This window comes from Maridesulfovibrio ferrireducens, from assembly GCF_016342405.1.
GTDB lineage: Bacteria > Desulfobacterota > Desulfovibrionia > Desulfovibrionales > Desulfovibrionaceae > Maridesulfovibrio > Maridesulfovibrio ferrireducens_A.
Genome location: NZ_JAEINN010000025.1, coordinates 1 through 22,704, shown reverse-complemented (window position 1 = coordinate 22,704; position 22,704 = coordinate 1). Strand labels below are relative to the sequence as shown.

The window sequence follows — 22,704 nt, the reverse complement described above, 5'->3', positions numbered from 1 at the left end:
TTGCTCTTATCGCAGCATCTGGCATAATCTCATATAGCCAAACAGAATTCTCAGGATTCCAACCTTCTTCACTGGCGTACTTATCTCCAAGTTCAAATCAAGTCCTTGTTTATTGAAATTACAAAAGTCTAGATCAAATTCAGGAAGATTCTGTACCTCGAATTTTCGTTGCCAAACGCAAAAATCAGTTATCAATTTTTCAGGCATATCAACAGGCCCACTCCACCATGTGTCGATCGCAATATTGGGCCCGACTCCACTACTATTCAAATCGCGTTCCCAAGCCTAACCCCCGCCCCAATCAGGCATAATCGTGATAAAAATCATCAGAATTCACACTACCCCCGCTTCCGAAAAGGAATAACCTTCCCACCGTCCCCGCTGTCACCAAGCATATCAAGAGCTGACCGTGCATATAGCGTAAGGCCATAGCGGGAACTTTCCAGCCCATGACATCCATAAGAGAACGAAGATCCAGAGCCTTTGCCAATTCAGTGGCTACGGTATGTCGAATTGTATGAAAACTGATGCGGTCTAATCTATCTCGCCCTTCGTTAAACCCAAGACTTTTGGTTACACGGGCAAATGCAGTAGGAGCTTCATTGTAGGGAAGCCCCCTGCTATTCAGAAAAACTTTTTCTATGGGGCTAGTGTGCTGCAGTTCGGATATGAGTTCTGCCAGCGGACCAGAAATCGGAATACGCCTTGACTCAGTGTTCTTAGTCTTTTCGAAAATGACGTGGGTAGAACTGACATTGCGCCACTCAAGCTTAAAGGCTTCCCCTGCCCTACAGCCGGTCAGAAAAGCAAACTGCGCAATCATCCATGACGAACGATCCTGCTCTTCGAGAGTGGACATGATCTTTCTGCGTTCGGCAGGAGTAATGATTCTCTGCCTACGGTTGTTCTTTGGTGCAGTGGCTCCAATGTCTTTTCCAGATGGCGGAGGTATAGTAACAATCTTTCGGCGTAGCGCATGTTTCAAAACACGGCGCAGAGATCCGGTAATGTACTCTATCGATCTCTGAGACAGTTTTTTCTTACTCAAGGCAAGTACAAGATCATCCCACTGAGGAATCTGAATATCGCAGAGCGGCACATTTCCCAACACAGGGTCAATATGGAGCCGCATATGAGATTCTTCTTTATCCCAAGAACCGGGCTTGCTCTGCTGGGCAAAGGGTAAGTAATGCTGCTGATAATAATCGTGAAGAGAAATTTCTCGGGACTCTTGTTCGCGAAGTTCCCTGTTTTTGATTTTGCGGGCTTCTCCAAGCGTGCGCGGACCGCTTCCTGCTCTAGCTGCTCTTTTGAGATTTGCCAGCTCTTCTGCAGCCTTTTCTGGCAGTCCAACCTTCCGAAGCCCAGCCTAAAGCTTCCTCAGTTCGTTTACCATCCATCTGAAAACGGATAGAGAAATATCTATCTTTCTTCACACTACCGTTTTTCCGAGTTGGATGCTCACGGTAACGAACTCCCGGATATGTCGATGATTCCCATTTTGTCATTGCACCACCATTTTGGATCAAATTCTGTCCCCACCCTGTCCCCACTTGAACAGGTATGGAGCAGTATATCGAGTGATCTTTTATGAAGTCAATAACGAAGTTAAATTCAATTATAACAAAGATTTGAGTATCAAGAGTGACAACCTGTGAGAACGTGTGAAATGACTGTTTTCAGACTTAAAATCCCTCGAGCTTCGGCTTGTGCGGGTTCAAGTCCCGCTCTGGGTACCACGGTTAAATCAAGGGTTTACATGCAATTTTAGGATTGCTTGTGGACCCTTTTTTTATGGCATTTCACCAAATATAAACAATTTTTGTCCCACTTTTAACGTTTTTTGTCCCACCACATTGTAATGCGACAAAAGGTTTTGACACTCAAAACCATTCTAAACTATCGTCATTTTCTGTTTTTTTTACTCAATTTATATTCTCACATAATAATCATCCACTTTCCCCACATTTCTTATACGCTTTGTTATCGCAACCTTCTATTATCCCTTCTGGGGCTAACAATTGTCAAAACCGCCCCTGCGCTTTTCCAATGTATTCCACGCCAGCCAGATTGAAGGAATACCAGAATGGGAAGACCGGGAAATATCATGGAATCCAGACGAACGAGCTGAATCCATTCTGCAAAATTCCGGTGCAAGTATCACTCATGACCAGCGCAACCGGGCCTTTTACGGGCTATCAACCGACGAGATTCACCTCCCGCCGCATGCGGCCTTTGAAAGCTCCGATAAGTATTACAGCACAGCTTTACACGAACTCGGACACTGGACAGGCCACAAGTCAAGACTGGACCGTGAATTCGGACCTTTCGGCTCAGAAATATATGCCAAGGAATAATTACGCGCGTAAAAAGCAAGCTGGACGGTAATAAATTAGTCATATGTAATGATTGCGGAGAGAAACTTGTTTTTTCAATACCGGACAACTACCGTCAATTTGAAAATTTTCCGCGTATCAATTCAGGTTTTCCATACAAAAAAGAGACCCCTTCTATTTATAATTTCATAAATAGAAGGGGTCTTACTGACTTGCTGTGTACAACATTTATACTTTTTTGATAACAACCTTATCTGCAGATTTTCCAAAGAAATGATATCCAGATCCGGCCTCTCCGATAACATCCAAAAGACGATCAGGATCAGTTGCCATAACTCCTCCTACAGAGGTCACACCCCGGTCAAAAAAAGCCTCCGGCAGCATACTGGCTGTAGGTCCTACAACAATGATATCCGCAGTTGGTTTGGCAGCATCAAGCAATCCTTCCAGCGTATCATTAATAAGAGTTGTCCCGGTAATTATTAATAGATCGGCTTCAGCAACTTTTTCATGTGATCTTTCCTCTGGGACATGGTGAAGCAGCTCGTCAGGTTTAAGCGTTGCTATATCTTTCTCAAGGATTGAAAAGTCTCTGTTTTCATTCTTGAGCATCTTCAAATATGGAACAAGAGCTCCGACAACTACGGCTTTACCGCCTTCAGGATAGACATAATTATCAAGGGGATCGACGTTCTTTTGAATTATATATCCATTTGAGCCTTGTTCTTCCCATATTGTATTCGACAAGGCATTCATGACTGCAATTCCAATAGAACGCTTCATAGCATTGCCGCTGAACATGCGGTCAAGAATTTTGGATACAGGTGTTCCTGCTATTTTTCCGGAGTTAGGCATTGCTTTGGCAGAACTGGGACAGCATACGGCTTCGGGGATAGTTTTGATTGGAGTAAAACACAATCCTCCATGACCGTTATTAAGTTTCACACCCATAAAAAAAACACCAATAACTATTTTTTCTATGGCTATGCCATCCAATCGAGTACCAAGTTTATTTTTGATACTCTGTATTGTTTCCTGTAAAATCCCACTATTTTTATCTGAATTGGGGGTCATAATATTTCCTTTCACTTCATATGTTTAAAATTTTATCTATTTGATATATTTAACGAGGAGAGCAACAAGGAACTGATTCGGGTTGCAAAAAATCGGGCACAGCTTCTGTTTTTAAGGCAAGATGAAGGTTTGACGTCCCAAATGTTCCGGGAATATCTTTTGTGGAAATAACTCTGAAACCACAATCCTTGAGCAGTCCATTAAACTTTTCAATGTAACAAAGCGGATGACCGAAACTTAAAAAAGCCTTGTCCATTTCTAACAGCCCATCGGTTGGAATACATCCCGGCGAACAAAACCAATGATTTAAAACCAGCAGTCCGTTGGGTTTAAGAGCTTGCCTAATTTTTCTAAAAAATTCAGGCATATTCTTACGAAATTTATAAAGAACATGTGAAGCTAATACTATATCATAACCTTCTCCGATATCATCGGTATCAATATCGCCTCCCTGAGCTCTAAGCCGATTAGACATCTCGTAATTCTCAATAAAAACATTTGTCTCGGGTATGACATGAGGCTTATCGAAAATAACCCCTTGTAAATCAGTATTCACCTGACACAAGGCAATGGCATAAAGCCCATGCCCCCCTCCAAGGTCCAGAACATTACGGGCTTCTGAAAATTTATCCCAAGAAACAACTTCATGAGCCACACCTTGCAATTCCCCTCTTAAGGAACGTTGTCCCAAGGCTTTAATAAAATCAGTTTTGGGAGCTTGATCAAAGGCATAAGATTCCGGCTTATCTTTTTTTAAATGTTCGGTAAGATCATTCCAGCGTGAATCTTTACCGGTGTCTTGTTCAATCCAGCCCCCTTGGTAGAGAGGACTGCTTTGAACAAGAAAAGTTTCTGCCATATCAGAATTAGAATATTTCTCATCTTTTTCGTTTATAAGGCCTATTTCCATAAGAGAAAGTAAAAAACTGCGGATAAACATCCCGTTGATACCAACGCGTTTAACAATTTCCTCACGCTCAAAGGACTGGCCTTTACTGAGAAGCTCAAAAACTCCGAGTTCACATGCTGCTTTCAAAACCTGGTGAGCCCTAAATCCATTAAGAATATCTTCTAGACTGGAAGCGGTTTCGGGCACACATAGATCGCGAAGGATCGGGATTGGGGTGGACATAATAACTCTCCTTATAATTATATATATGGTTGTCGGTCATGAAAAGTTTAGTAAGTTTTTTAGCCATTTATAAAGGACTCATATTCAACATCACTAAGTTCGTAGTCGAAGAAAGTTTTGAAAAAATATTTAGTCTCTTTTTTCATATCAATGTCAGCCATAAGCTCCGGGTAAAGTGTTTTGGTCAGCCAGAGAACTCCCAAAGGAGCTTCGGGAGAAGGTCTGTTCCACCAAAATGCCCCGATAGGAAATTCATAAACCCGTTTGTTCTCAACGGCTTTAATATCCTTGAGTTGCGGATTATTTAATACATTTTCAACTCTGTTTTTCTTCCCAAGCAACCGGCATGCAACTATGACGTCCGGATTCCATTCTATTAATTTTTCCATAGTTGCTTCTCTAGCTTGATCAATACTTTCAGCAACATTTACAGCGCCAGCCATGGTCAATAAATCCTGAGTCCACCAGGCTCGTCCTTCGGTATGCAGAATATCGGAGCTAGTATAATAAACTCTTAGTCTTTTATTCAGAGGAATTGTTTGAACCCGCTTTCGTACCAGTTCAAGTTTCTCATTCCAGTAAGCAACAAGAGCTTTAGCTTTTTCCTGTTTACCCAGAATAAGACCGGTTCTGATAAATTCATCTTTCATTACATTAACCCGGGCCTTGCCTATAAACATCGTGACCAAAGGAAATCCGACTTCCTCAATTTTTTTATTACCTTTTTGGGAAATAATTCCCGCAAAAACCATATCGGGATTAAGTGAGATTATTTCTTCAATATTAATATTATCAAATTTTCCTGCATCGGGAATTGCTCTAAGTTTTGGACGCATTTTTAATAACTGTGGAAATAGTTTCATAGAAGGCTGACCTACTATTTTGTCTTCAGCACCAAGGACCACAATTTGGTTAGTTACGCCTCCGTAACAAGTAATAAGAATCTTTTCGACAGATTCAGGAACTGTTACAACTCTATTTACCGCATCTGTAACAGTTGTTTGAGCTGCAAATGCAAAGGTTCCACAAAAAGAACATAATAAAATTGAAAATAAGGATATAAACTTGACGAATCGATTTTTAAATAAAAGCATATATTACTCCGTAAAGCATGAATGCGAAGTTAAAGAGTTATAAACAGCAGGGATACAAACCTTGATAGAGTTCTGACTGTCTTTCAAATAAGCATCAGCTATATTTATTTTTACATTGTAAAGAGCATTCAGTTGTTCTTCCGTAGCAGTTTCTTCCGGAGTACCGGAGCCAACTATCTTTCCACCTTTAATGAGGACAACTTTGCTTGCATACTGAAATGCATGGTCTGGATAATGTGAAGCCATTATTACACCTAATCCATCTTCAGCCAGAGCCTGAATATGACGCAAAACGAGAACCTGATTGCCGAAATCCAGATTATTAGTAGGTTCATCCATAATTAAAAATTTTGGACTCTGGGCAAGAGCCCGTGCAATCAGTATAAGCTGGCGTTGCCCCCCACTCATTTCCGTATAAAGAGTATTCCTCAGATGAGAGATGTTCATCTTTTCCATAGCCTCTTCGGCCAAAATCATATCCTTTGCTGAAGGGGTTGCGAACGGTCCGAGATGAGCAGTTCTGCCCATTAAAACCATGTTGATAGCTTTGTACTGAAATGTTGGGATATGACTTTGAGGAATATATCCTATAGTTTGGGCAATTTTGGCACGCGACCAACGGGAAAGATCTTCTCCGTTGCATAAAGTCTGTCCGTGAGTGAAAGGAATAAATCCCAGAGCCCCCTTGAACAATGTTGATTTTCCGGCTCCATTAGGCCCTAAAAGACAGACAACCTCTTTGCTTTTCAAGGAAAGGGAAACTCCGTTTAATGTCTTTGTTTTTCCATACCGAGCATGTACATCACGTAATTCAAAGATCATTTCCATCCTCCTTTTTGACGACTGAGAAGCAAAAGGAAAAAAGGAGCTCCAATAATTGAAGTCAGAACTCCTAACGGGATCTCTACTGAGGAAGAGCTACGGGCTATATTATCGACTAAAACAAGATAGGCTGCTCCGATAATACCCGAAGCAGGAAGGAGCGTATGAAAATCCGGGCCGATCAACATTCTGGCAAGGTGAGGGACAAGAAGGCCCACCCATCCGACCAGGCCGCTGATTGAAACTGAAGCTGAGGTCATCAAAGTTGAGCTGATAATAGCGATAAGCCTGAGTTTACCTGTTTCAACCCCTAAAGACCTTGCTTCATCCTCGCTAAGAGACATTACGTTGATACGCCATCTGAATATGTAAAGAATAATCGAACCGATAAGAATTGGAAAAAAGGCAACCATAACGTCATTAAAAGACGTTGTGGATAAACTTCCCATGAGCCAGAAAGTAATCGTCGGCAGCTTGTCATATGGATCAGCAAGATATTTCAGCAGAGAAGTTCCAGAGGAGAAAAGAGTTCCAACTAATATACCGGTCAAAACCAAAGCTAATGTCCGGTCTCTAGGAACTTTCAAACTGATAACATAAGCTAACATTACAGCGGCAAATCCCAGAATAAAAGACATCAGTTGTATTCCATAAACTCCTAAGGACAAAGAAATAGCCAAAGCTGCACCAAGCCCCGCTCCTGAAGATGCTCCGAGAATGTCCGGCGAAACTAAAGGGTTTTTAAACATTCCCTGATAGGCTGTTCCCGCCATTGCCAGAGCCGCTCCAACGAGTGAAGCTCCTAATATGCGAGGCATGCGAACTTTGAAAATTACAGTCTCCATTGCATTAGGCCAATCCTGCTGAATTGATAAAAATTTAGACGCAAATATTTTTATCACTTGTAAAATTGAAATATCATATCTACCTATACAAAAAGAAGAAATAAAGATTGCCGCAAACATAATCGCAAGCATGAAAAGCACAAAATTTGGAGAAAATTCTTGTACTATTGTTTGCGGTGATAAGTGTGTCTTTAACTGCATGAGTTCTTGTCGATTAATAAAGTAAGCATCTGCACAAGCTTATTTTTTTTCTGATTCAATCCAAACTCCGTATTCATCTTTAACAAGCTTAAATCTTCCAACATTGGCCTTCTTGAGTGCTTCAGGGATACGTCCTTGCTTTTTCCAATCATTACGATGATCTTCATTTTCTTATCTTTTAGGTCTGAACTCATAATTTCCTCCATATATAAAAAGCGGTGGAACACTGCATGAATTTAAACCAAAGCATTCAAAAAAGAATCATTGCACGAGTTAATACATACGGACACGCTATAGAACAACGGAGTCACGTAAATACAAAGAATCGTGATTTCTTGCTGAATTATCTTCTGCTCAGGCTCTCATATAAAAAAACAGTCCTACAGCTACAAAGATTATAGCTATAGGACTAAAATTACAGATGAAATCTGTTTATTTAACGACATCTTTTTCTTAAAATTTTAGGATAGCCTAAAAACACCATACGTTATGCACAGGATAATCTTTCAATTGACCCAAACACTATTTTCGCCAACTAAGCTTATTTAACGTCAGTTTTTCAGACTTGAACTCGCCATTTTTATCTTTCGCCCGACGCTCAATCCTCTGGCCAATATCATAACGCTTTTTTTCCTCAATTTGGCAATGGAAATCCACTTACGCCTATCCTTCCAAGCGAAACTGAATCCCACACAAACCTGACTTTATTTCAATTCCCGGTTTGATGTTGATGGTTGAAGAATATTCTGTGAATTCTATCAAGGCACTCGATATATTTGAATAAATATATCCATTAAGATAGACAAGCATCAGCACAAGCGTTATCGAATGCAAATATTTGATTCAAAAAGAGAGGCAACAATGATACGCGCTTTGTTCAGATTGATGTCATACGCCATTGTCGTAATCAACCTGCTTTCATGTGGAACATTCCTGTACATAATAGCCCCCTACACTTCTTATTTCTTTTTCAACGACCTACGTTTCTGGAACTACCTGAAATATTATCATAAATACTATTTTTATTCGGCTGCCTACATCTGGGGTCTACTAAGCCGGGAGCAAGGATTGATAAAAACGGTTTTACCTCTGACCTCGCCTCCCATGGACCGCCCCGACCCGACCCTCTTCCGTATCTCCAAACAGTGGACTCTACCTGAAGATAGCTGCGGAGAATGTAACCGATGCTGCACGTTCATTGTCGACTGCTGTTTTTTAGATACATCCGGTAATAGATGTTTGTGTTATGGCAGCCTCTTCTGGAAATACTTCAACTGCGGAAGATTCCCGTCTTCTCAGGCGATGCGGGACTATTGCGAATGTCCCAAATTCGAAACACGAGGTTAACGATGGACAAAAGTTTATTAAAACAGCTCGATGCAATAATCTCATCAGTCATACGTGGAGATTACTCCCACTCAGTTGAGATGGATCGAATGCAGGATAATAAAAAATATACGCAGGATGAAGTCCGGTTCTTGGAATCTCTCGGATTTATGTCCGTTAAATTGGAAGCCAGAGAATTCGTACTAGAAAAAACAATAGAAGGCCTGAAATCCAGAAATGCAGAACTACTGGAAGAGAAAAAAAAGAATAACCTGTTTTCAAACATTTTTGTAAGCCTGTTCCTTTCCGTTTCACTATACATTTTTCTGATCTTTCTTGCCGACAAACTCAATTACGAAAACAAAAACTCGGCAAGAATCGTTGAAGCAATTTTCCTAATGGTAAGCATTTTCATCATTCGCAAAAGTGGTTTTTCATTTTCATCCCTTGGGGTGACCCTCGATGGGGCCGTGGAATCCATCCGCCGTATGCTGCCCGGCACTCTCGCAGCTTGTGGCTCACTCCTTTTGCTCAAAGTTTTTTTCATCATGTTCTGGGCTAAAGAAATAGGCGGCGAATTGTTCGTGATGGACAATTTTAATTTGATTTTATTGGTATATCTCCCTGTTGCGGCACTACAGGAATTTATTGCCAGAGGGGTGATACAAACTACCATTGAATCTGTGTTGGACAAACCCTACGCAACCCTCCAGGCAATCCTCACAGCATCGGCTCTTTTCGGACTGGTGCATATCCAGCTTTCCGTGGGAATCGCCTTTGCATCCTTTGTCTGTTCACTATACTGGGGATATTTATATACCCAAAAGAGATGTCTGGTAGGTGTCAGCATATCCCATTTCATGATTGGCGGTCTGGCATATGTGCTGGGTTTCTGGGACTACCTTTACATCATTTAACAAAGAAGAATCATGATAGCCTCCGCTACAAAACGGATTGCCATGTCAGCAATCATATGGGCATCCTCCATATTACTTACGATACTGCTCTTTCTGGTCATGCTGACACTCAGAGCAATGACATTCCCTTTTGACAGAAAACGTAAAATTCAGCATGCGCAATGTTTCTGGTGGTCGGAAATAGTCATCCGCATAAACCCCTACTGGAACGTTGCAATCGAAGGTCTGGACAACATCGACAAGGATCGAACCTACGTCGTGGTGGCCAACCACCAATCCATGGCGGACATAGCCATGCTTTTTCAGACTCGCATGCAATTCAAATGGATAGCCAAGGATTCCCTGTTCCGGGTTCCTTTTCTGGGATGGTGCATGTCACTGGCAAAACACATCCGGCTCAAACGGTCCAACCTTTCAAGCATTCGCAAGGCTTACCGGGAAGCGTCAATCTGGATCGACAACGGGATGTCCGTAACGTTCTTCCCTGAAGGTACCCGTAGCGAAACCGGCGATCTGGGAACTTTCCGTAACGGAGCATTCAAGTTGGCACTGAAAAAAAAGGTGGCAGTTCTTCCCATCGCCATTCAGGGAACTGGCGGAGCAATACCCAAAGGGAAATGGATATTCAACACTTCCAGCACAATCCGCATGACTGTCCTTCCCGCTCTGGAGCCTGATGATTTTCAGGGTGATGTTCGGTTGCTGATGGATACAGCCCGCGAAGCAATCAGGAAGGCGCTATAAAGCTAAACCTTTTAAGGAGGGTCAGTTTTTTAAGATTATGTCCGCAATTCTACAGCAGGATCTAGTGCCCTTTGCATATATGAGCACTTGGCGCCCAGTCTTCCATATACCATGCAAGCGCACCATGCACCTGTAAACCGTGATACCGTACATACTCGAGTTGCTCCTCAGAATAGGTATGCCCCTCTAAAGGTTGAATTGATAAAACCTCCGTAGGACCATATCCGGTTGTCGAAGACTCAGCTACAAATACGGGCTGCCCACAAGAGCCTGAAGGATGTTTAATCGTCAATTTTCCTGAACCGATCCCCTCAGCCATACAAGGTACATCTATATCTCTGACTAAATCCATTTTAAATCTCCTTAAATTTGATTGAAAAATTATTCAAAAATAGTTTTTTTAAATTCCAAACTATTCTATAAGTTGCGCTCTTTTAAACCGAGTATTTTTTGGATCTTCGGCTGTGATAAATTTTCCTTGGTCACCAGATAGACTTCTGTCACGGTCTCTAAAGGAATTTTCTTCCCTCTGGCTGCCATTGCTGCCTGAGCCACGGCAATTCTACCTATCTTATAAGGATCTTGAGCTATTCCCGCAAGAATAGAACCTTCTTCTATCTTCTGGATCATCTCTGGATCCGGATTAAATACTACAAATGCCAAATCCTTACGTTTCCCCATTTTTTCAAAAAATTCCAAAATAACTTCGCTGCTACTTTCATTCAGACCAACAACGGCATCCAGCTTTGGATTCTTTTTCGAATCCATTCCCTCGCTCCACATGGTGGCCCTAATCTTTGCCAAAGCTAGTTCCGAATCTCCGCCAATATACATCGACTTGCCTACTTTGATCTTAGACCCCGAATTATGCAATTGCGTTTTGAATCCCTTAACTCGCATGCTCACCGGGTTGTTTCCTCTTTTGAACAGCCCCAGCCCCACCTTTCCGGAACCTTTCAGCTTTTTGTCCAGATATTCAGCCGCCAGCATACCTCCTTTAAAATTATCAGAGTGAATACAGCCAATTTTTGCGCCATTAAATGTCTCTGAAACCATCTGAATTATCGGTATCCCCGAATGCAAAACTTTATCCAATGATTTTTGCATCTTAAGCTTACGAATTGGAGAAATCACAATTGCGTCGACATTATTATTAATACACCAATCGACCTTACGTTTCTGTTCCTTAAAATTTCCAAATCCCGCTGGAGCAATCCAAAGAAGTTCGATCCCACTATCCTCATTCGCTGTGCTCTCAGCTCCTTTTTTCAATAGTTTCCAAAAATCAAGATCACCCCGTTCCGGTATTACTGCGATGGAAAGTTTTTTGGGTGCAACTGCATCTGCATCTGCAACTCTTGTCTGGATTGGGTTCAACATTGTGACAACAAACAAAAAGATTACAACCGACAATTTACTTTTCAAGTTAAAGCTCCGCACACTAATCCTATCTCCTTTATTATCTTCACAATTGCTAAATAATTATGAATAAATTTAGACACCGGAACACGACGCATAAATCAATCATGATATTCACGAAAATCTGTGCCAAAAATTTAGCAACAATAACACAAAATTCAATCAGAAACATCACCACCCCAAAATCCCAAAGATCCAGAACACGCCAAGCTGACTATACATGCGACAATCAACGCGCAAAGAAGACTCAACAAAACGAATAGCGCGGAAAAAGACCAACCGAATGAAGCCACTAATACCGGGAAAAGTACAGGTTTGACTGAACGGCAGGCTATAAAATTAGCTACATGAAAATCCGAAGCTCCTTTTTCTTTCAGAGACTTAAATAATGGGTACCAAGCATAAATCGGCCCCATAGAGATAATTCCTGCCAATGAAGAAAAACATACGCTTTTCAACCCGGATTTTTTACCAAGAAAAGAAGTTACAGTTGCTGAAGACAAAAACCGATTAAACAGCACCATAATAATAAGAGCCAGACAAAGAGGCAAAGCTATCTGATGGAACATTAAACCGCTGATGTTCAGGGCACGTTCAGCGGCCGCTGGCGCAAACAATAATCCAAGCCCATATAAAGCCACTATCGCCAAAGGAAACAACCATGGTTTTAGAAAAGAACCAAAACGGAAAAGAATTGAAGAGTCACTGTATTTGCTCATATGCCGCCTCCCAACAAGAATACAACCAAAGAGACAAAGATGACCACTACGAATCCAGCCGCATTGCGCACCAATGCAAAACGTAAACCCAGAGCAGCAGACTCAGCAGGAATTTGAATTACCCCCACGCTGACCCAAGCCAGCATTAAGGCCATAACTCCAGTCAACCCCACTCCGGCTTCCAACAGACCATGACCGATGACATAACTGTTTACAGGATTTCCAGCCATAAAACTCCCAAGACTCGCTCCCCAGAATGAATCATACAGGGCCGAACCGGAAAATAACGACAACAGCGTTTGTTCCGGCACAAATCCCCGAAACAGGCTCAGCAGCAGAATAACACCTACCAGCCGCGGCAAAAGGGTATAAAACTGACGCAACCCCTTAAGTAAGGCATCAATCCATTCATCTCTTATTGTTGCTTGTTCAACTTTTACTTCGTTGCACTCCGAAACCGAAAGGGATTGTTCCGAGTGCAAATAGGCCGACAAAGCCTCACTCACAGGTCCGGAAACATGATTAATAACATTAATCCCTTGTTTTCCCAAAGTCTTAACAATATGTGGTGCGACCTGACCTACGAGAATAATTCGAGCCCCCATGCCCACAACTTGCGAAATGATCTGTACTCCTGCTCCGGGCCCAGCCGAGCGCGAGGGACCAGCCATGACCTCAAAAGACATATCCTCGGTTTCAATAACCAGTAGATAGGCGGCTGTACCCAGCTTTTGTTCCACCTTACCGTTCATATCAGGTGTAGTACTTGGAATGGCTATTTTCATGCGACCTCTAAGAGTCTATATTTTTGAGTTTAAATTTTTCCAAATTACGAGAACATAATATGTCGTAACCTTAAAAAAAAGAACTTTTTTAAGGTTAAAATTTTACTGATAATCCTTCTTAGGATGAAAATCCTGCCAACTTTGTGAACTATCCAGTAACTCAAAAATAAACTCTTTAGTTCCAGTTCACGGTGCAACCGGTCACGCTTGAAAGAATCCCGGTAAGGCTCATGTTAAAGGCTGGCTCTTTTCTTTAATTCAAACCACATCATTAACCCGTTCAAAACTCACAAACAAAACCACCGTCATTATTTTTAAGCCACTTATTTATATATACAGGCTTGTTAAACTTCTACTTTTTAGATATCAAATCATGTCTTGACCATAATGGAGGTGTTAGAGTGATCCGCAACTTATTTTCAGTACTCTTTTTTGTCCTACTATATTGTATATCAATCAATCCTGCTTTTGCAGCTGATTTGCCCAGAATAATGATTGCCGGAGAAGGTTTCAACCAAGGAACCCTCTCTCGTGATTCACGACCTTTTACGCAAGTTCTTAATTCAATTTCAAATTCTCTGCTTAATCAAGGGTTCGACGTAAAAGACGAAGTTGCTTTATCTTCCACGTCTCATCTCCGGGAGAAAACAAACAGAAATGATGCTGAATTAATCGAAACTGCAAAAGATTTAGGCATTGATATTGTCGTCATTTTTTCCATTTATCCCAACAAGAAAAATGATAAAAATACAGTGCGAATCAGGCCTCGTGTGGAAGGACGCTTGGTCTCGGTTTATGATGGCTCCAAACTGGGGAATTTCGACATAAAGTCTCAAATATCAAAGCCGATAGAAAAGCCTTATTCACGAAATGATGAGTTGGAAGCTCTCTCGGACATTTCAGCAATATTGGGTCAGGAAGTTGGGGACGTTTTAGCTGAGCGCATTGCTGGATATGTTGACGCTGAAGGCGGACGCCTACAGGAATGGGTTATGATTTTTGACGGATTCAATAACTATGAAATCATGGATATTGAAGACACCATCCAAACCTTTTCAGGGTATGATTCACACCGGATTAAATCTAATTCCAAAAATTCTGAAAGGCATAGTGAACTCTTTTACAGATCTAGCGTGGATTCCGCAAAGCTAAAAAGAAATATGGTTCGGATGTTTAAGAAGCTTAACCTAAAAAGTTCCATATACATATCCGGATTACAAGTTCATGCCGTCCGAAACAAAAGGATGAAGATGAATCGAGTTCAACAGCAGAACAGCTGGTAAATATCTTCTAATCAGCAACAATATTGATATAAGTTACAAAAAAAGTTTGCATTTTTCATACGCTCATATTTGGAGGAATTGATGAAGTTAAATAGGTTTTTAATCATAACGACAAGTCTGTCTTTTTTGTTGCTTGCAGGGTGCGCGGTAAAAAGGCCTGCCCCTAATGCGGAAGTCAATTTTGAAGTACCTTCCAAACTTTCAATCATAAAAAAAGATTCCCTGCTAAGAATTATCCCGACAACAACCACAAAAAAAGAGACTCCCGGTTTTGCACGAGAACTCGCGGCAAAACTAAACCATGCCGGTTATTTTAAAGTTGGAAACGGACCGAATCCCCGATATGTTCTCAATTTAGATACTTTTTGGGCTGACCGATGTGACAATTCAAAACAGACTTCATACAATGTCCGCTACTATAAAAAAGCCATAGAAAACAAAGATGGAAGCGGACATGATATTATGGTTAAAGACTATGGGGCCTCATATACCGCCGCACTTGTCGGGGGCGTAAGTATTTATCAAATCAACAATCTTGAGCCATTGGCTTATTTCAATGTAGTCGCGAAAGATACGAAATGGGTTAGAGAGCAAAATAAAAATGAAGCTAAAGTTTCTTGCGACACCAAGGGAACGCGCAGCAAACTAATGGCTGAGATTATAAAAAATATTGACGGACTGTTATCTAAAGAACGGCGTAATATTCCAGTAATATTTCCAAGTGGCGGAGACGCAGAAGCAAAAGGACTTATTCTTTCCAACCAAATAAAAAAAGCCCACAAAAAATTAGAATCACTAGTTACACCAGTTCCTCTGTCTGATCTTACTCCTGCCCGCTATGAACAATGGGAAAAAGAAGCTGAGCAGAATCAAACTCCTAAACGAGTTATGTCTGAGGATCTGGCGAATTTTTACCTGCTCTATATGACAAAAGAAGCTAGAGGGATATCCGAGCAAAGCGCCGAGGTTATTCATGATGGCTATGCAAGAATATTGTTGCTTGCGGAAGATAAGACTTTGATTGATGCAACCGCGGATTCAATGGCAAGATTGGAAGAAACTGCAAAACGTTTAGGCATTATGCTCTAGATTTAAAAGGTAATTAATATGTTAAGAAAAATCTATACAATAGGCTTAAGCGTTTGTTTGGCTTTAATTATTTTAACTGCTTCTGGATGTAAAACTACCAAAAAAATGGTCTACGCTGAGTACATAATGCCCCCGATTGCGTTCTCAGATGTAGCCAGCATTGAAAGAATAAATATTGATAAACCCCAAATTAAAATATCTGGAGTTGGTAAAAAAACATCTAAAAACATTTCTAATGTTTTTACCAATACAATAGTTAACGATTTCAGTTCTAAGTTATACTTTAACGGGTATATTAAACCTTCTGATGAAATATACGGAGATGTTGAAGGTCTAAAAGCTGTACGAAATAAATTAGCGAACTCTAAACACGGATATGCCGTTAAAATAGTAAAAATACGTAAACCGGCAAAGCTCAAAGTTTACGCAACAATAAACTATAAAAGGACTAAAGGTGTAGACAAGATAAAAACTACACTTATTACTCAAAACTACAGCATTATAACAAACAAAAAAGGTGTTCCATGTACAAAAGCAAACACGCCTACCGAGAAAGTTGTAACCAGTAAAGTTTCATATATTGAAGTTAAAGCAAAAGGCAGCTTAGTTTGTACGTTATATGACTGCTCCGGGAAAAAACTCTATTCTAGAAAATTTGACGATCTTGAATTTGAAAATAAAGCTGGTGGTGATGCCGGTAGTAACTCGGAAGCTCCTTATCTTGAAGTTGCACAAAATCTATTCAACGACGCAATCTCAAAAATTGTAATGGACATATCTCCGCACCGGGAATCAAGATCTCTGTTAGTCAATGAAAAAGGTGATTCTTCCGTAGTGGCCTTGGTAAAGGGTACTGCTTTTTATGACGCATTTAATAAGCTTGGGCCGATTGTTGAAGCAGAAGAAAAAACTATGGATAAATTGTCAGCAGAGATTAATTCGAAATATGATCAATTAATTGCAAGCGCTGAAGATCCAGAAAAGAAAGTCTCTCTCGAACAGGAAAGAATCAATGATCTGATCGATACAACAAAAGACTATTCTCCTGATTATGAAAACATGGGAATTATCTTGGAAATTATCGGGGATAGAAATGAAGCCTTGGCATACTATGAAATGGCAGCAAAAGCAGATCCTGAAAACATTAGTGCAAGCGAATCCTTTTTGCGGGTCAAAAAATTAGTAACGGCTTCAAGCTGTCTTAAGGATCCTACTAAAATAAATAACTACCAGCAGAAGAAATACGAGGATCAATAAATGCGTAAAATATACATTGCTTTTACAATTTTACTTACCATGGTCTGCATGATTTCTGGCTGTGCACCGAAAGTAAAAATAAAACTACTTGCCCCGGGCGAAATCAAAATATCAGGTATCAGTAAAATTGCGGTATTGCCTTTCAATTCTGTTTCTCCAAACCTTGCAACCGGCAAATATACCGCAGACAAAAAGGCTTGCGAACTAGCTCGCCGCTGTGTGGAAAACACTCTCTATAGCGAGCCTCATTTTCAGCTGGTAGATTTAGCTCTGGAAAAAAAACTTGTCAAAATCAATAAAAGAGCAAAACCGGGCGACCGCCTGGACGGTGTTCTTTACGGGCAAGTTTGGTGGCAGATTTCTGATGAATATAAAAATTACATGCCAAGTAAAATGTCCCTGTCTAGATGGGTTGTCAGGGAATATGTATGTGGAAAAACAGATGAAGGAAAACCTATTTATTGTTCTAAATCTTTGGTTACTCAGAAGCGAGATACTTTTTATAAATCGCACTATAGAACTGTTACAGCAAGTTTAATGATGAGTTTGTCGGTTTATAGACTCACCCCTAAAGGGCAAGTTGAAAAAGTTGCACAGGTTTTTGAAATTGCAAAAAAACCGGCAATCATTAGTAATGGTCATTTTTCAACAAATACTGAGCTTATAGCATTTAAAAAAGCCAAAAACAGAATAACAACTTTAACGACAAAAGAAGGATTCGGTTTTCCCGATATTTCCCAACTAACAAGTTTATGGACTCCAAGCTCCGCTTCTCAAGGAAAAACAGCTTTAGACAATGAAGTGACCAACATAACCGAAAGCATACCTACCTCTGTGGGTATGAAAAATGACCTGGCAAATACTGTTTCCACACGCTTGAAGAACTTAATTCAACCTCATTCCGAAGAATTTGACATTTCGATGCATGGCCTCGACAAAAAAACACAAACCATGTTCATGACTGAAGCTTTTAGGGGGTTAACTAAGTATTTGGCTCTTAAAATCGCTAATAAAGATACAGAGCTAGCTCAGCAACTTTTAGACTCTCTGGAGTTTGAAGAAATAACTAAAGAAATGCTTATCAGAAAGATGCAAGCTGAATATGCTGAAAAGCAAGCAGAACTTCCTGCTGAAAAAAGGATTCCATTTGTCAAACCGAGCTTAGAAGAAATAACTAGTTCAGCAAACTCATACTTGGACGGCCACTTAAGCGATATATACAATTTAGCGTTATCGTTTGAAGGGATTGGAGACTTTAACAGGTCTTTAGAAATATATCGCTTTGGTTTCAATGAGTATGCAAATACAGATCAGGATTTTGCTGACGGCATAGGACGTTGCACACTTGCTTTGGATATGGATGCTAGAAATAGTGAAGCTTACAGGGCGCTAGAGGACTCTCAAGAAACAACAAAAATGAGTAATTAGGTGGCTGAAATGACTTACCGAGTTTCACAAACAACAGCCATCGTACTTGCTGTTCTCATTTTTATGTTAACAGCCTCAATCGGAAATGCCTACGAAGATATCGGTGTTTCCGTCACAGTAAAAGGTAAACGCAGTTTCAAAGCGAAAAAACAAGCAAAGCTTCTAGCTGGAAAACAAGCTATAATCAGCTATCTGAAACGAGTCAGCCCCGCAGCCGTAGGTACATCATGTGCCAAGCAGTTAGTTGATGACAGGGCCGCTTTTATCAAACGAGTCACATCTCAAGGCATTTCTCAGATTGGCGATTCTATGGAAGCGTCATATCTAATACGCATTGATGATGAGAAACTTAACTACACTCTTGAAGAATTGGGTTGCGGACCACAAAGCGGAGCAGCAAAGGTTGTTATCCTGATCATGGAAGAACCGCCATCAAAGGCTAATATATCTATGATCCTCAATCCGGAGGATTCTTCAGGAGTAAGAAAACTGCGCGGTTTAGGACCGTTTGTGGTTTTCTATACTTCGTACCAACGGGCAATCAGGGATACAATAATCAGTAAAGCAAATCAGGAAGGACTTAAACTTACCAGACTGGATACTTTTAATGAATTCCAGAAGATGAGGATGTCAAACGATGACCCGCTGGTCGGAGTTTACTTTGATGGAGAATCAGAAGATTTTGTAATAAACAGAAGACTTTTGAATATTGTTCGAACAAAATTTGCAGCGCAAAATACAATTATTCTTTATTATAGAATTGCGTCTTTATATTTTGATCAGACCACACGAGAATTGAAAGCAGCTATAGCCATTTCTCTATATGATTTAAATTCAGGAGAAACTAAATCTGTGGGCAGTCAGGATTTTATGGTTATGGTTCCTGAAGGACAACCCAGTGTAGCCATTCGTGACGGGTTAACAGAAGTGGCATCTAGCGCAGCATCCCTGCTTATGAATAAAGCCAAAAAACAAATAAGAAGAATGGCCTCCATGGCCCAGGTCCATGCACAAAAAGAAAAAGCACTGCCTGTAACTGTTAGTGTGCATCTAAATTCCAAGAGAACTATGTACAAAGTTAAAAAAACTCTTAATCCGGAAATGATTCAATTCTCTGAAATAAAATCTGAAAATCTTATTTTAAAATTGGCTGAAGGAGTTCCTGCAGATGACTTTGTATTCGGAGAACTCCTTGAAGTGCTCGAAGGAATGGGGATAAAAATTCCTGAAAAGAATATCCACTTCAACGGACAAAAAGTTTTGATACAACAGTAATACTTTATGTAAAAACCTTTTTCATATCGGCATAATACCGATATGAAAAAGGTTTTTAAGTTCGTTAAACGTTACAAATGCGGATTAAGTAAAACGCCAAAAGAGTTAACCCGGGAAAAAATAAAATTGACGAATCAATTTTATATACATGCCCCAAAAAAAGGATTTCCTCATAAATAAATTATGAGGAAATCCATATAAAAACTGAAAGTAATTATTTCAAATATTTTTTAAGCATAAGAACGGTAAATAGTATTATTCGCTAATTTACCTTTTTGCATGTTGTAAATAACATCAATTGTACCTTCTACTACTTGAGTTACGTCATTAGCGGTATTGCAAAATGTTGGAGATATTCTGATTAAATCATGGCCTAGCACTTTCAAGTTTGCAATGGCCAATTGATGCTTTTCATATACATTTTTGATCACATTCCCAGCCTGTACTCCCTGCGGACATTTGAATAAAAAGACAGAGCTACGCAAATTATCATCAGTAGTTGGAGTGCTAATCCATTTGTACGCTTCTTTTTCATTAAAATCCGGATAGATTCTAGGTAGATTTTTGAACAGAGCTTCTTTGGTTTTAGTTCCTAAATAATGAATTCTTTTTTCAATTTTAGCAGGGGTAACATTAGGGTGCAGTTTTCCTGTGTGGAATAAAGCTGTCATCCAAGTAGCAACAAGAGTCGCATCATTCTGCTGACCTAAATAGGAAAAACGCTTGGCATTAGGATCAATAACTCCATCTTTGGCCATAAAGCCGTAATCCTCAGGGGTCTTGATATGTTCGTCATATCCCCATTCACTAGGGATGAATCGTTCAGCAGCATTTGACTTATTGTTCATGTACAGAAGGCCGACCATTTTAGGACCACAAGGCCATTTATGGAAACTACCGGTTATGCTGTCTACGTCTAAATCTCCAAGTTTTAAGTCTAAAACTCCAAAAGTCTGCGCACTGTCTGCATGAATATGCATATCCTTATTAATGGCTCTAAGCTCGTGGACGATGCGTTCCATAGGTAAAAGCATACCACATTCATTGGATTGCCATGATAAAGTCACAATTTTTGTGTTTTTATCTACCGTCTGTTTCAATGCCTTGATGATATCATCTTCGGATTTCGGATCGGAGGGCAATACTCCATTTTCAAGCTCTTGTGATGTTACGGAATTGCTGAACATTTTCGTTCTCAATATCCGAATTGAATCATCACTCCACCCCTGAGTTGCTTTTCGATATTCCCACGCTTGGTAGTTGGTTGGATGGTTTACATCCCAGACAACTACGTTATCTTTTTCAGGATTAAAAAATTTAGAAGACATCAAACCGTTATTAATAAAGTTATTACCCTGAGTTGAATTTGCAACCAAAGCCATTAAATAATCAGCTTCATATTCCTGTTTTCCCAGTCCAAGCCAATTTTTGATGGAATCAAGCCCTCTGCTGAGACTAGCGTCTGCAAGTTCGCCTCTCATGGGAAAGGAAATGTCCTTTTTTAACATATCCTGAACAAGATCCACCATTTTGCTGACCGGCTTCATAGAAGGGCAAAGATTTGCTGAATTGACTGAAAGACAACTATAGTCATCACGGTCAAAATAATATTCAACAAGTCGATCCCATTGAGCTTCATTGTCCGCATCCAATTGATCAGCTCTAAATTTACGGCCTTTTTTTTCCAGCTTATTTATCAGATCATCAATTTCTTCCAGAGCGTATACTGGATCTTTTTCTAACTTTTTATGTTTTTCTTTTTTTTCTTTTTCCCCTGCAAAAGCTGTAGAGGAAAGTAATAGCGCCCCGCTTGCCCCTAAACTACTTTTTAAAAAATTGCGTCGTGTTAAATTACTCATAGTGATATCTCCTTTTAATAAGCCTAAATTCAAATCAATATATAATTTTTATAACAAAACTTTATTTTAAGCAGTAAGTTATTGGAAATTTATCAAATACATCTACAGCCCTTTTCTTTGCTTCACGAGCATCTTCAACAGCACAAAGCTTACGAACAACCCAGACATCACAGAGTTAACTCCTACCGGAGTTTTTTTATCTAAAAAATAAAATGATCTTAAACGTGTTCAAAATTACTGTTTATCAAAATATGATTTTAGCCCAGCTTGTTTTCTAAACTTTGCAATTGTTCCATCTTTTTTCATAGACTTAAGTCTTTTCGTTATTTTGGGAGCTAAAATTCTATTTTTTTTATGAAGATATAAATGTGCTGAAAATTTATCCATAACTCCAATTATATTCAACTCAGCTTTTTCAAACGTTTCACTTTTGAGAGCGTTTACAATATTCATATCTGCCCCCACATAAATATCGGACCAATTACGAAGAACTTTGCTAAACCCACTATTAACACTTGATACTATATCTAATTTTGAAGCATTAACGTATTTTGGAAGATTGACTTCACACCCTTTAATACCTCTTCGGTATACAACTCTATAGTCCGTTCCATTTAAACTACTCCAACCATCGAGCTTAATCTCTGGATTAATTCCAACTGCCAAAAACCCGGAATCCCAATGACCTTCCTCTACTCTAACTAAATTTGGGTGATAATCACCATAGCCATGTATCCTTGATAAATCTCCATCGACCTTCCCAGAATTAGACATTAGTTCACACCGTTTAGCGGGATAAACTTTATACGACAAAGCCCTTCCGAGTCTTCGAAACACCTCACTATAGACGAGGGACAAAAATTTCCCATCCGGCTGACTTAAAGGCTTATAAGTAACCAGAACAATCTCTCGTTTAGCGGCAAAAGCTGGAGGAATAGTTCCAATCAATATGCAAAATAAAAAGACAATAATAACTTTAAAAAAATATTTATGCATAACTTCACACAAGTCCCTTATTTAAATTCCTGAATTCAACTCGCAAGTGCAACTCTAATGAACTTTGCATAAAGGATAAGCTGCGTTAACTTTACAGCTTCTC

The 22,704-nt window shown here is 40.0% G+C and carries 23 protein-coding genes; 9 read left to right on the top strand and 14 right to left on the bottom strand.

Annotated elements, in window-relative coordinates:
• Window positions 1-301: 301 nt before the first annotated feature.
• The gene (locus tag JEY82_RS18115; RefSeq protein ID WP_304088311.1) at window positions 302-1,132 is read right to left on the bottom strand and encodes a site-specific integrase; all 831 of its coding nucleotides are present in this window, start codon (window positions 1,130-1,132) and stop codon (window positions 302-304) included.
• Between the two features lie 166 nt (window positions 1,133-1,298).
• Window positions 1,299-1,508, bottom strand: coding sequence for a hypothetical protein (locus JEY82_RS18110; protein ID WP_304088309.1), 210 nt, complete (start codon window positions 1,506-1,508; stop codon window positions 1,299-1,301).
• A 513-nt stretch (window positions 1,509-2,021) separates the two neighbouring features.
• Between JEY82_RS18110 and JEY82_RS18105 the strand changes: the two genes are divergently transcribed.
• Complete coding sequence (locus tag JEY82_RS18105; RefSeq protein WP_304088306.1) at window positions 2,022-2,357, top strand: zincin-like metallopeptidase domain-containing protein; 336 nt, start codon at window positions 2,022-2,024, stop codon at window positions 2,355-2,357.
• 207 nt (window positions 2,358-2,564) lie between these two features.
• Here JEY82_RS18105 and JEY82_RS18100 read toward each other — a convergent pair whose 3' ends face one another.
• Genes JEY82_RS18100 through JEY82_RS18075 form a run of 6 tightly spaced genes read right to left on the bottom strand, consistent with a single transcriptional unit; the run spans window position 2,565 to window position 7,698 of the window.
• Window positions 2,565-3,410: a DUF364 domain-containing protein gene (locus JEY82_RS18100; RefSeq protein WP_304088303.1), complete on the bottom strand. Its 846-nt coding sequence runs from the start codon at window positions 3,408-3,410 to the stop codon at window positions 2,565-2,567.
• A 49-nt stretch (window positions 3,411-3,459) separates the two neighbouring features.
• Window positions 3,460-4,542 carry a methyltransferase dimerization domain-containing protein gene (locus tag JEY82_RS18095; RefSeq protein ID WP_304088300.1) on the bottom strand — a complete coding sequence of 361 codons (1,083 nt, stop codon included), beginning with the start codon at window positions 4,540-4,542 and terminating at the stop codon, window positions 3,460-3,462.
• 59 nt (window positions 4,543-4,601) lie between these two features.
• Complete coding sequence (locus JEY82_RS18090) at window positions 4,602-5,636, bottom strand: ABC transporter substrate-binding protein (RefSeq protein WP_304088296.1); 1,035 nt, start codon at window positions 5,634-5,636, stop codon at window positions 4,602-4,604.
• A gap of 3 nt (window positions 5,637-5,639) precedes the next feature.
• Window positions 5,640-6,458: an ABC transporter ATP-binding protein gene (locus JEY82_RS18085; RefSeq protein WP_304088293.1), complete on the bottom strand. Its 819-nt coding sequence runs from the start codon at window positions 6,456-6,458 to the stop codon at window positions 5,640-5,642.
• Entirely contained in the window at window positions 6,455-7,504 is a 1,050-nt protein-coding gene (locus tag JEY82_RS18080) for an iron ABC transporter permease (protein WP_304088290.1), read from the bottom strand. Before JEY82_RS18080 ends, JEY82_RS18085 begins: the two co-directional genes overlap by 4 nt.
• Window positions 7,495-7,698 carry a hypothetical protein gene (locus tag JEY82_RS18075; RefSeq protein WP_304088287.1) on the bottom strand — a complete coding sequence of 68 codons (204 nt, stop codon included), beginning with the start codon at window positions 7,696-7,698 and terminating at the stop codon, window positions 7,495-7,497. Before JEY82_RS18075 ends, JEY82_RS18080 begins: the two co-directional genes overlap by 10 nt.
• A gap of 667 nt (window positions 7,699-8,365) precedes the next feature.
• Here JEY82_RS18075 and JEY82_RS18070 point away from each other — a divergent pair.
• From JEY82_RS18070 to JEY82_RS18060, 3 genes are read left to right on the top strand one after another with little or no spacing between them, the layout of a single operon-like run.
• Entirely contained in the window at window positions 8,366-8,851 is a 486-nt protein-coding gene (locus JEY82_RS18070) for a hypothetical protein (protein WP_304088285.1), read from the top strand.
• A gap of 2 nt (window positions 8,852-8,853) precedes the next feature.
• Window positions 8,854-9,747: a CPBP family intramembrane glutamic endopeptidase gene (locus JEY82_RS18065; RefSeq protein WP_304088282.1), complete on the top strand. Its 894-nt coding sequence runs from the start codon at window positions 8,854-8,856 to the stop codon at window positions 9,745-9,747.
• Between the two features lie 12 nt (window positions 9,748-9,759).
• Window positions 9,760-10,491 (top strand): 1-acyl-sn-glycerol-3-phosphate acyltransferase, encoded by a 732-nt coding sequence (locus JEY82_RS18060; protein ID WP_304088279.1) that lies wholly within the window; start codon window positions 9,760-9,762, stop codon window positions 10,489-10,491.
• Window positions 10,492-10,552: 61 nt separating this feature from the next.
• On the opposite strand, the gene JEY82_RS18055 is transcribed toward JEY82_RS18060, so the two are convergent.
• From JEY82_RS18055 to JEY82_RS18040, 4 genes are all read right to left on the bottom strand, one after another.
• Entirely contained in the window at window positions 10,553-10,843 is a 291-nt protein-coding gene (locus tag JEY82_RS18055) for a hypothetical protein (RefSeq protein ID WP_304088277.1), read from the bottom strand.
• Between the two features lie 65 nt (window positions 10,844-10,908).
• Window positions 10,909-11,916: a substrate-binding domain-containing protein gene (locus JEY82_RS18050; protein WP_304088274.1), complete on the bottom strand. Its 1,008-nt coding sequence runs from the start codon at window positions 11,914-11,916 to the stop codon at window positions 10,909-10,911.
• A 152-nt stretch (window positions 11,917-12,068) separates the two neighbouring features.
• The gene (locus tag JEY82_RS18045) at window positions 12,069-12,629 is read right to left on the bottom strand and encodes a hypothetical protein (RefSeq protein ID WP_304088271.1); all 561 of its coding nucleotides are present in this window, start codon (window positions 12,627-12,629) and stop codon (window positions 12,069-12,071) included.
• Window positions 12,626-13,381, bottom strand: coding sequence for a NifB/NifX family molybdenum-iron cluster-binding protein (locus JEY82_RS18040; protein WP_304088268.1), 756 nt, complete (start codon window positions 13,379-13,381; stop codon window positions 12,626-12,628). Before JEY82_RS18040 ends, JEY82_RS18045 begins: the two co-directional genes overlap by 4 nt.
• 434 nt (window positions 13,382-13,815) lie before the next feature.
• On the opposite strand from JEY82_RS18040, the gene JEY82_RS18035 reads away from it, so the two are divergent.
• From JEY82_RS18035 to JEY82_RS18015, 5 genes are all read left to right on the top strand, one after another.
• On the top strand, window positions 13,816-14,697 hold the full coding sequence (locus JEY82_RS18035; RefSeq protein WP_304088265.1) for a hypothetical protein: 882 nt from the start codon (window positions 13,816-13,818) through the stop codon (window positions 14,695-14,697).
• Between the two features lie 81 nt (window positions 14,698-14,778).
• On the top strand, window positions 14,779-15,786 hold the full coding sequence (locus tag JEY82_RS18030; RefSeq protein WP_304088262.1) for a hypothetical protein: 1,008 nt from the start codon (window positions 14,779-14,781) through the stop codon (window positions 15,784-15,786).
• Between the two features lie 18 nt (window positions 15,787-15,804).
• Entirely contained in the window at window positions 15,805-17,043 is a 1,239-nt protein-coding gene (locus JEY82_RS18025) for a tetratricopeptide repeat protein (RefSeq protein ID WP_304088259.1), read from the top strand.
• On the top strand, window positions 17,044-18,471 hold the full coding sequence (locus JEY82_RS18020) for a hypothetical protein (RefSeq protein WP_304088256.1): 1,428 nt from the start codon (window positions 17,044-17,046) through the stop codon (window positions 18,469-18,471). It begins immediately after the preceding gene.
• A 9-nt stretch (window positions 18,472-18,480) separates the two neighbouring features.
• On the top strand, window positions 18,481-19,746 hold the full coding sequence (locus JEY82_RS18015; protein WP_304088253.1) for a hypothetical protein: 1,266 nt from the start codon (window positions 18,481-18,483) through the stop codon (window positions 19,744-19,746).
• A 230-nt stretch (window positions 19,747-19,976) separates the two neighbouring features.
• On the opposite strand, the gene JEY82_RS18010 is transcribed toward JEY82_RS18015, so the two are convergent.
• Together JEY82_RS18010 and JEY82_RS18005 are read right to left on the bottom strand one after the other, a co-directional pair.
• Window positions 19,977-21,605 carry an aminotransferase class V-fold PLP-dependent enzyme gene (locus tag JEY82_RS18010; RefSeq protein WP_304088251.1) on the bottom strand — a complete coding sequence of 543 codons (1,629 nt, stop codon included), beginning with the start codon at window positions 21,603-21,605 and terminating at the stop codon, window positions 19,977-19,979.
• 234 nt (window positions 21,606-21,839) lie between these two features.
• Entirely contained in the window at window positions 21,840-22,379 is a 540-nt protein-coding gene (locus JEY82_RS18005; protein WP_304088248.1) for a hypothetical protein, read from the bottom strand.
• Window positions 22,380-22,704 lie beyond the last annotated feature (325 nt).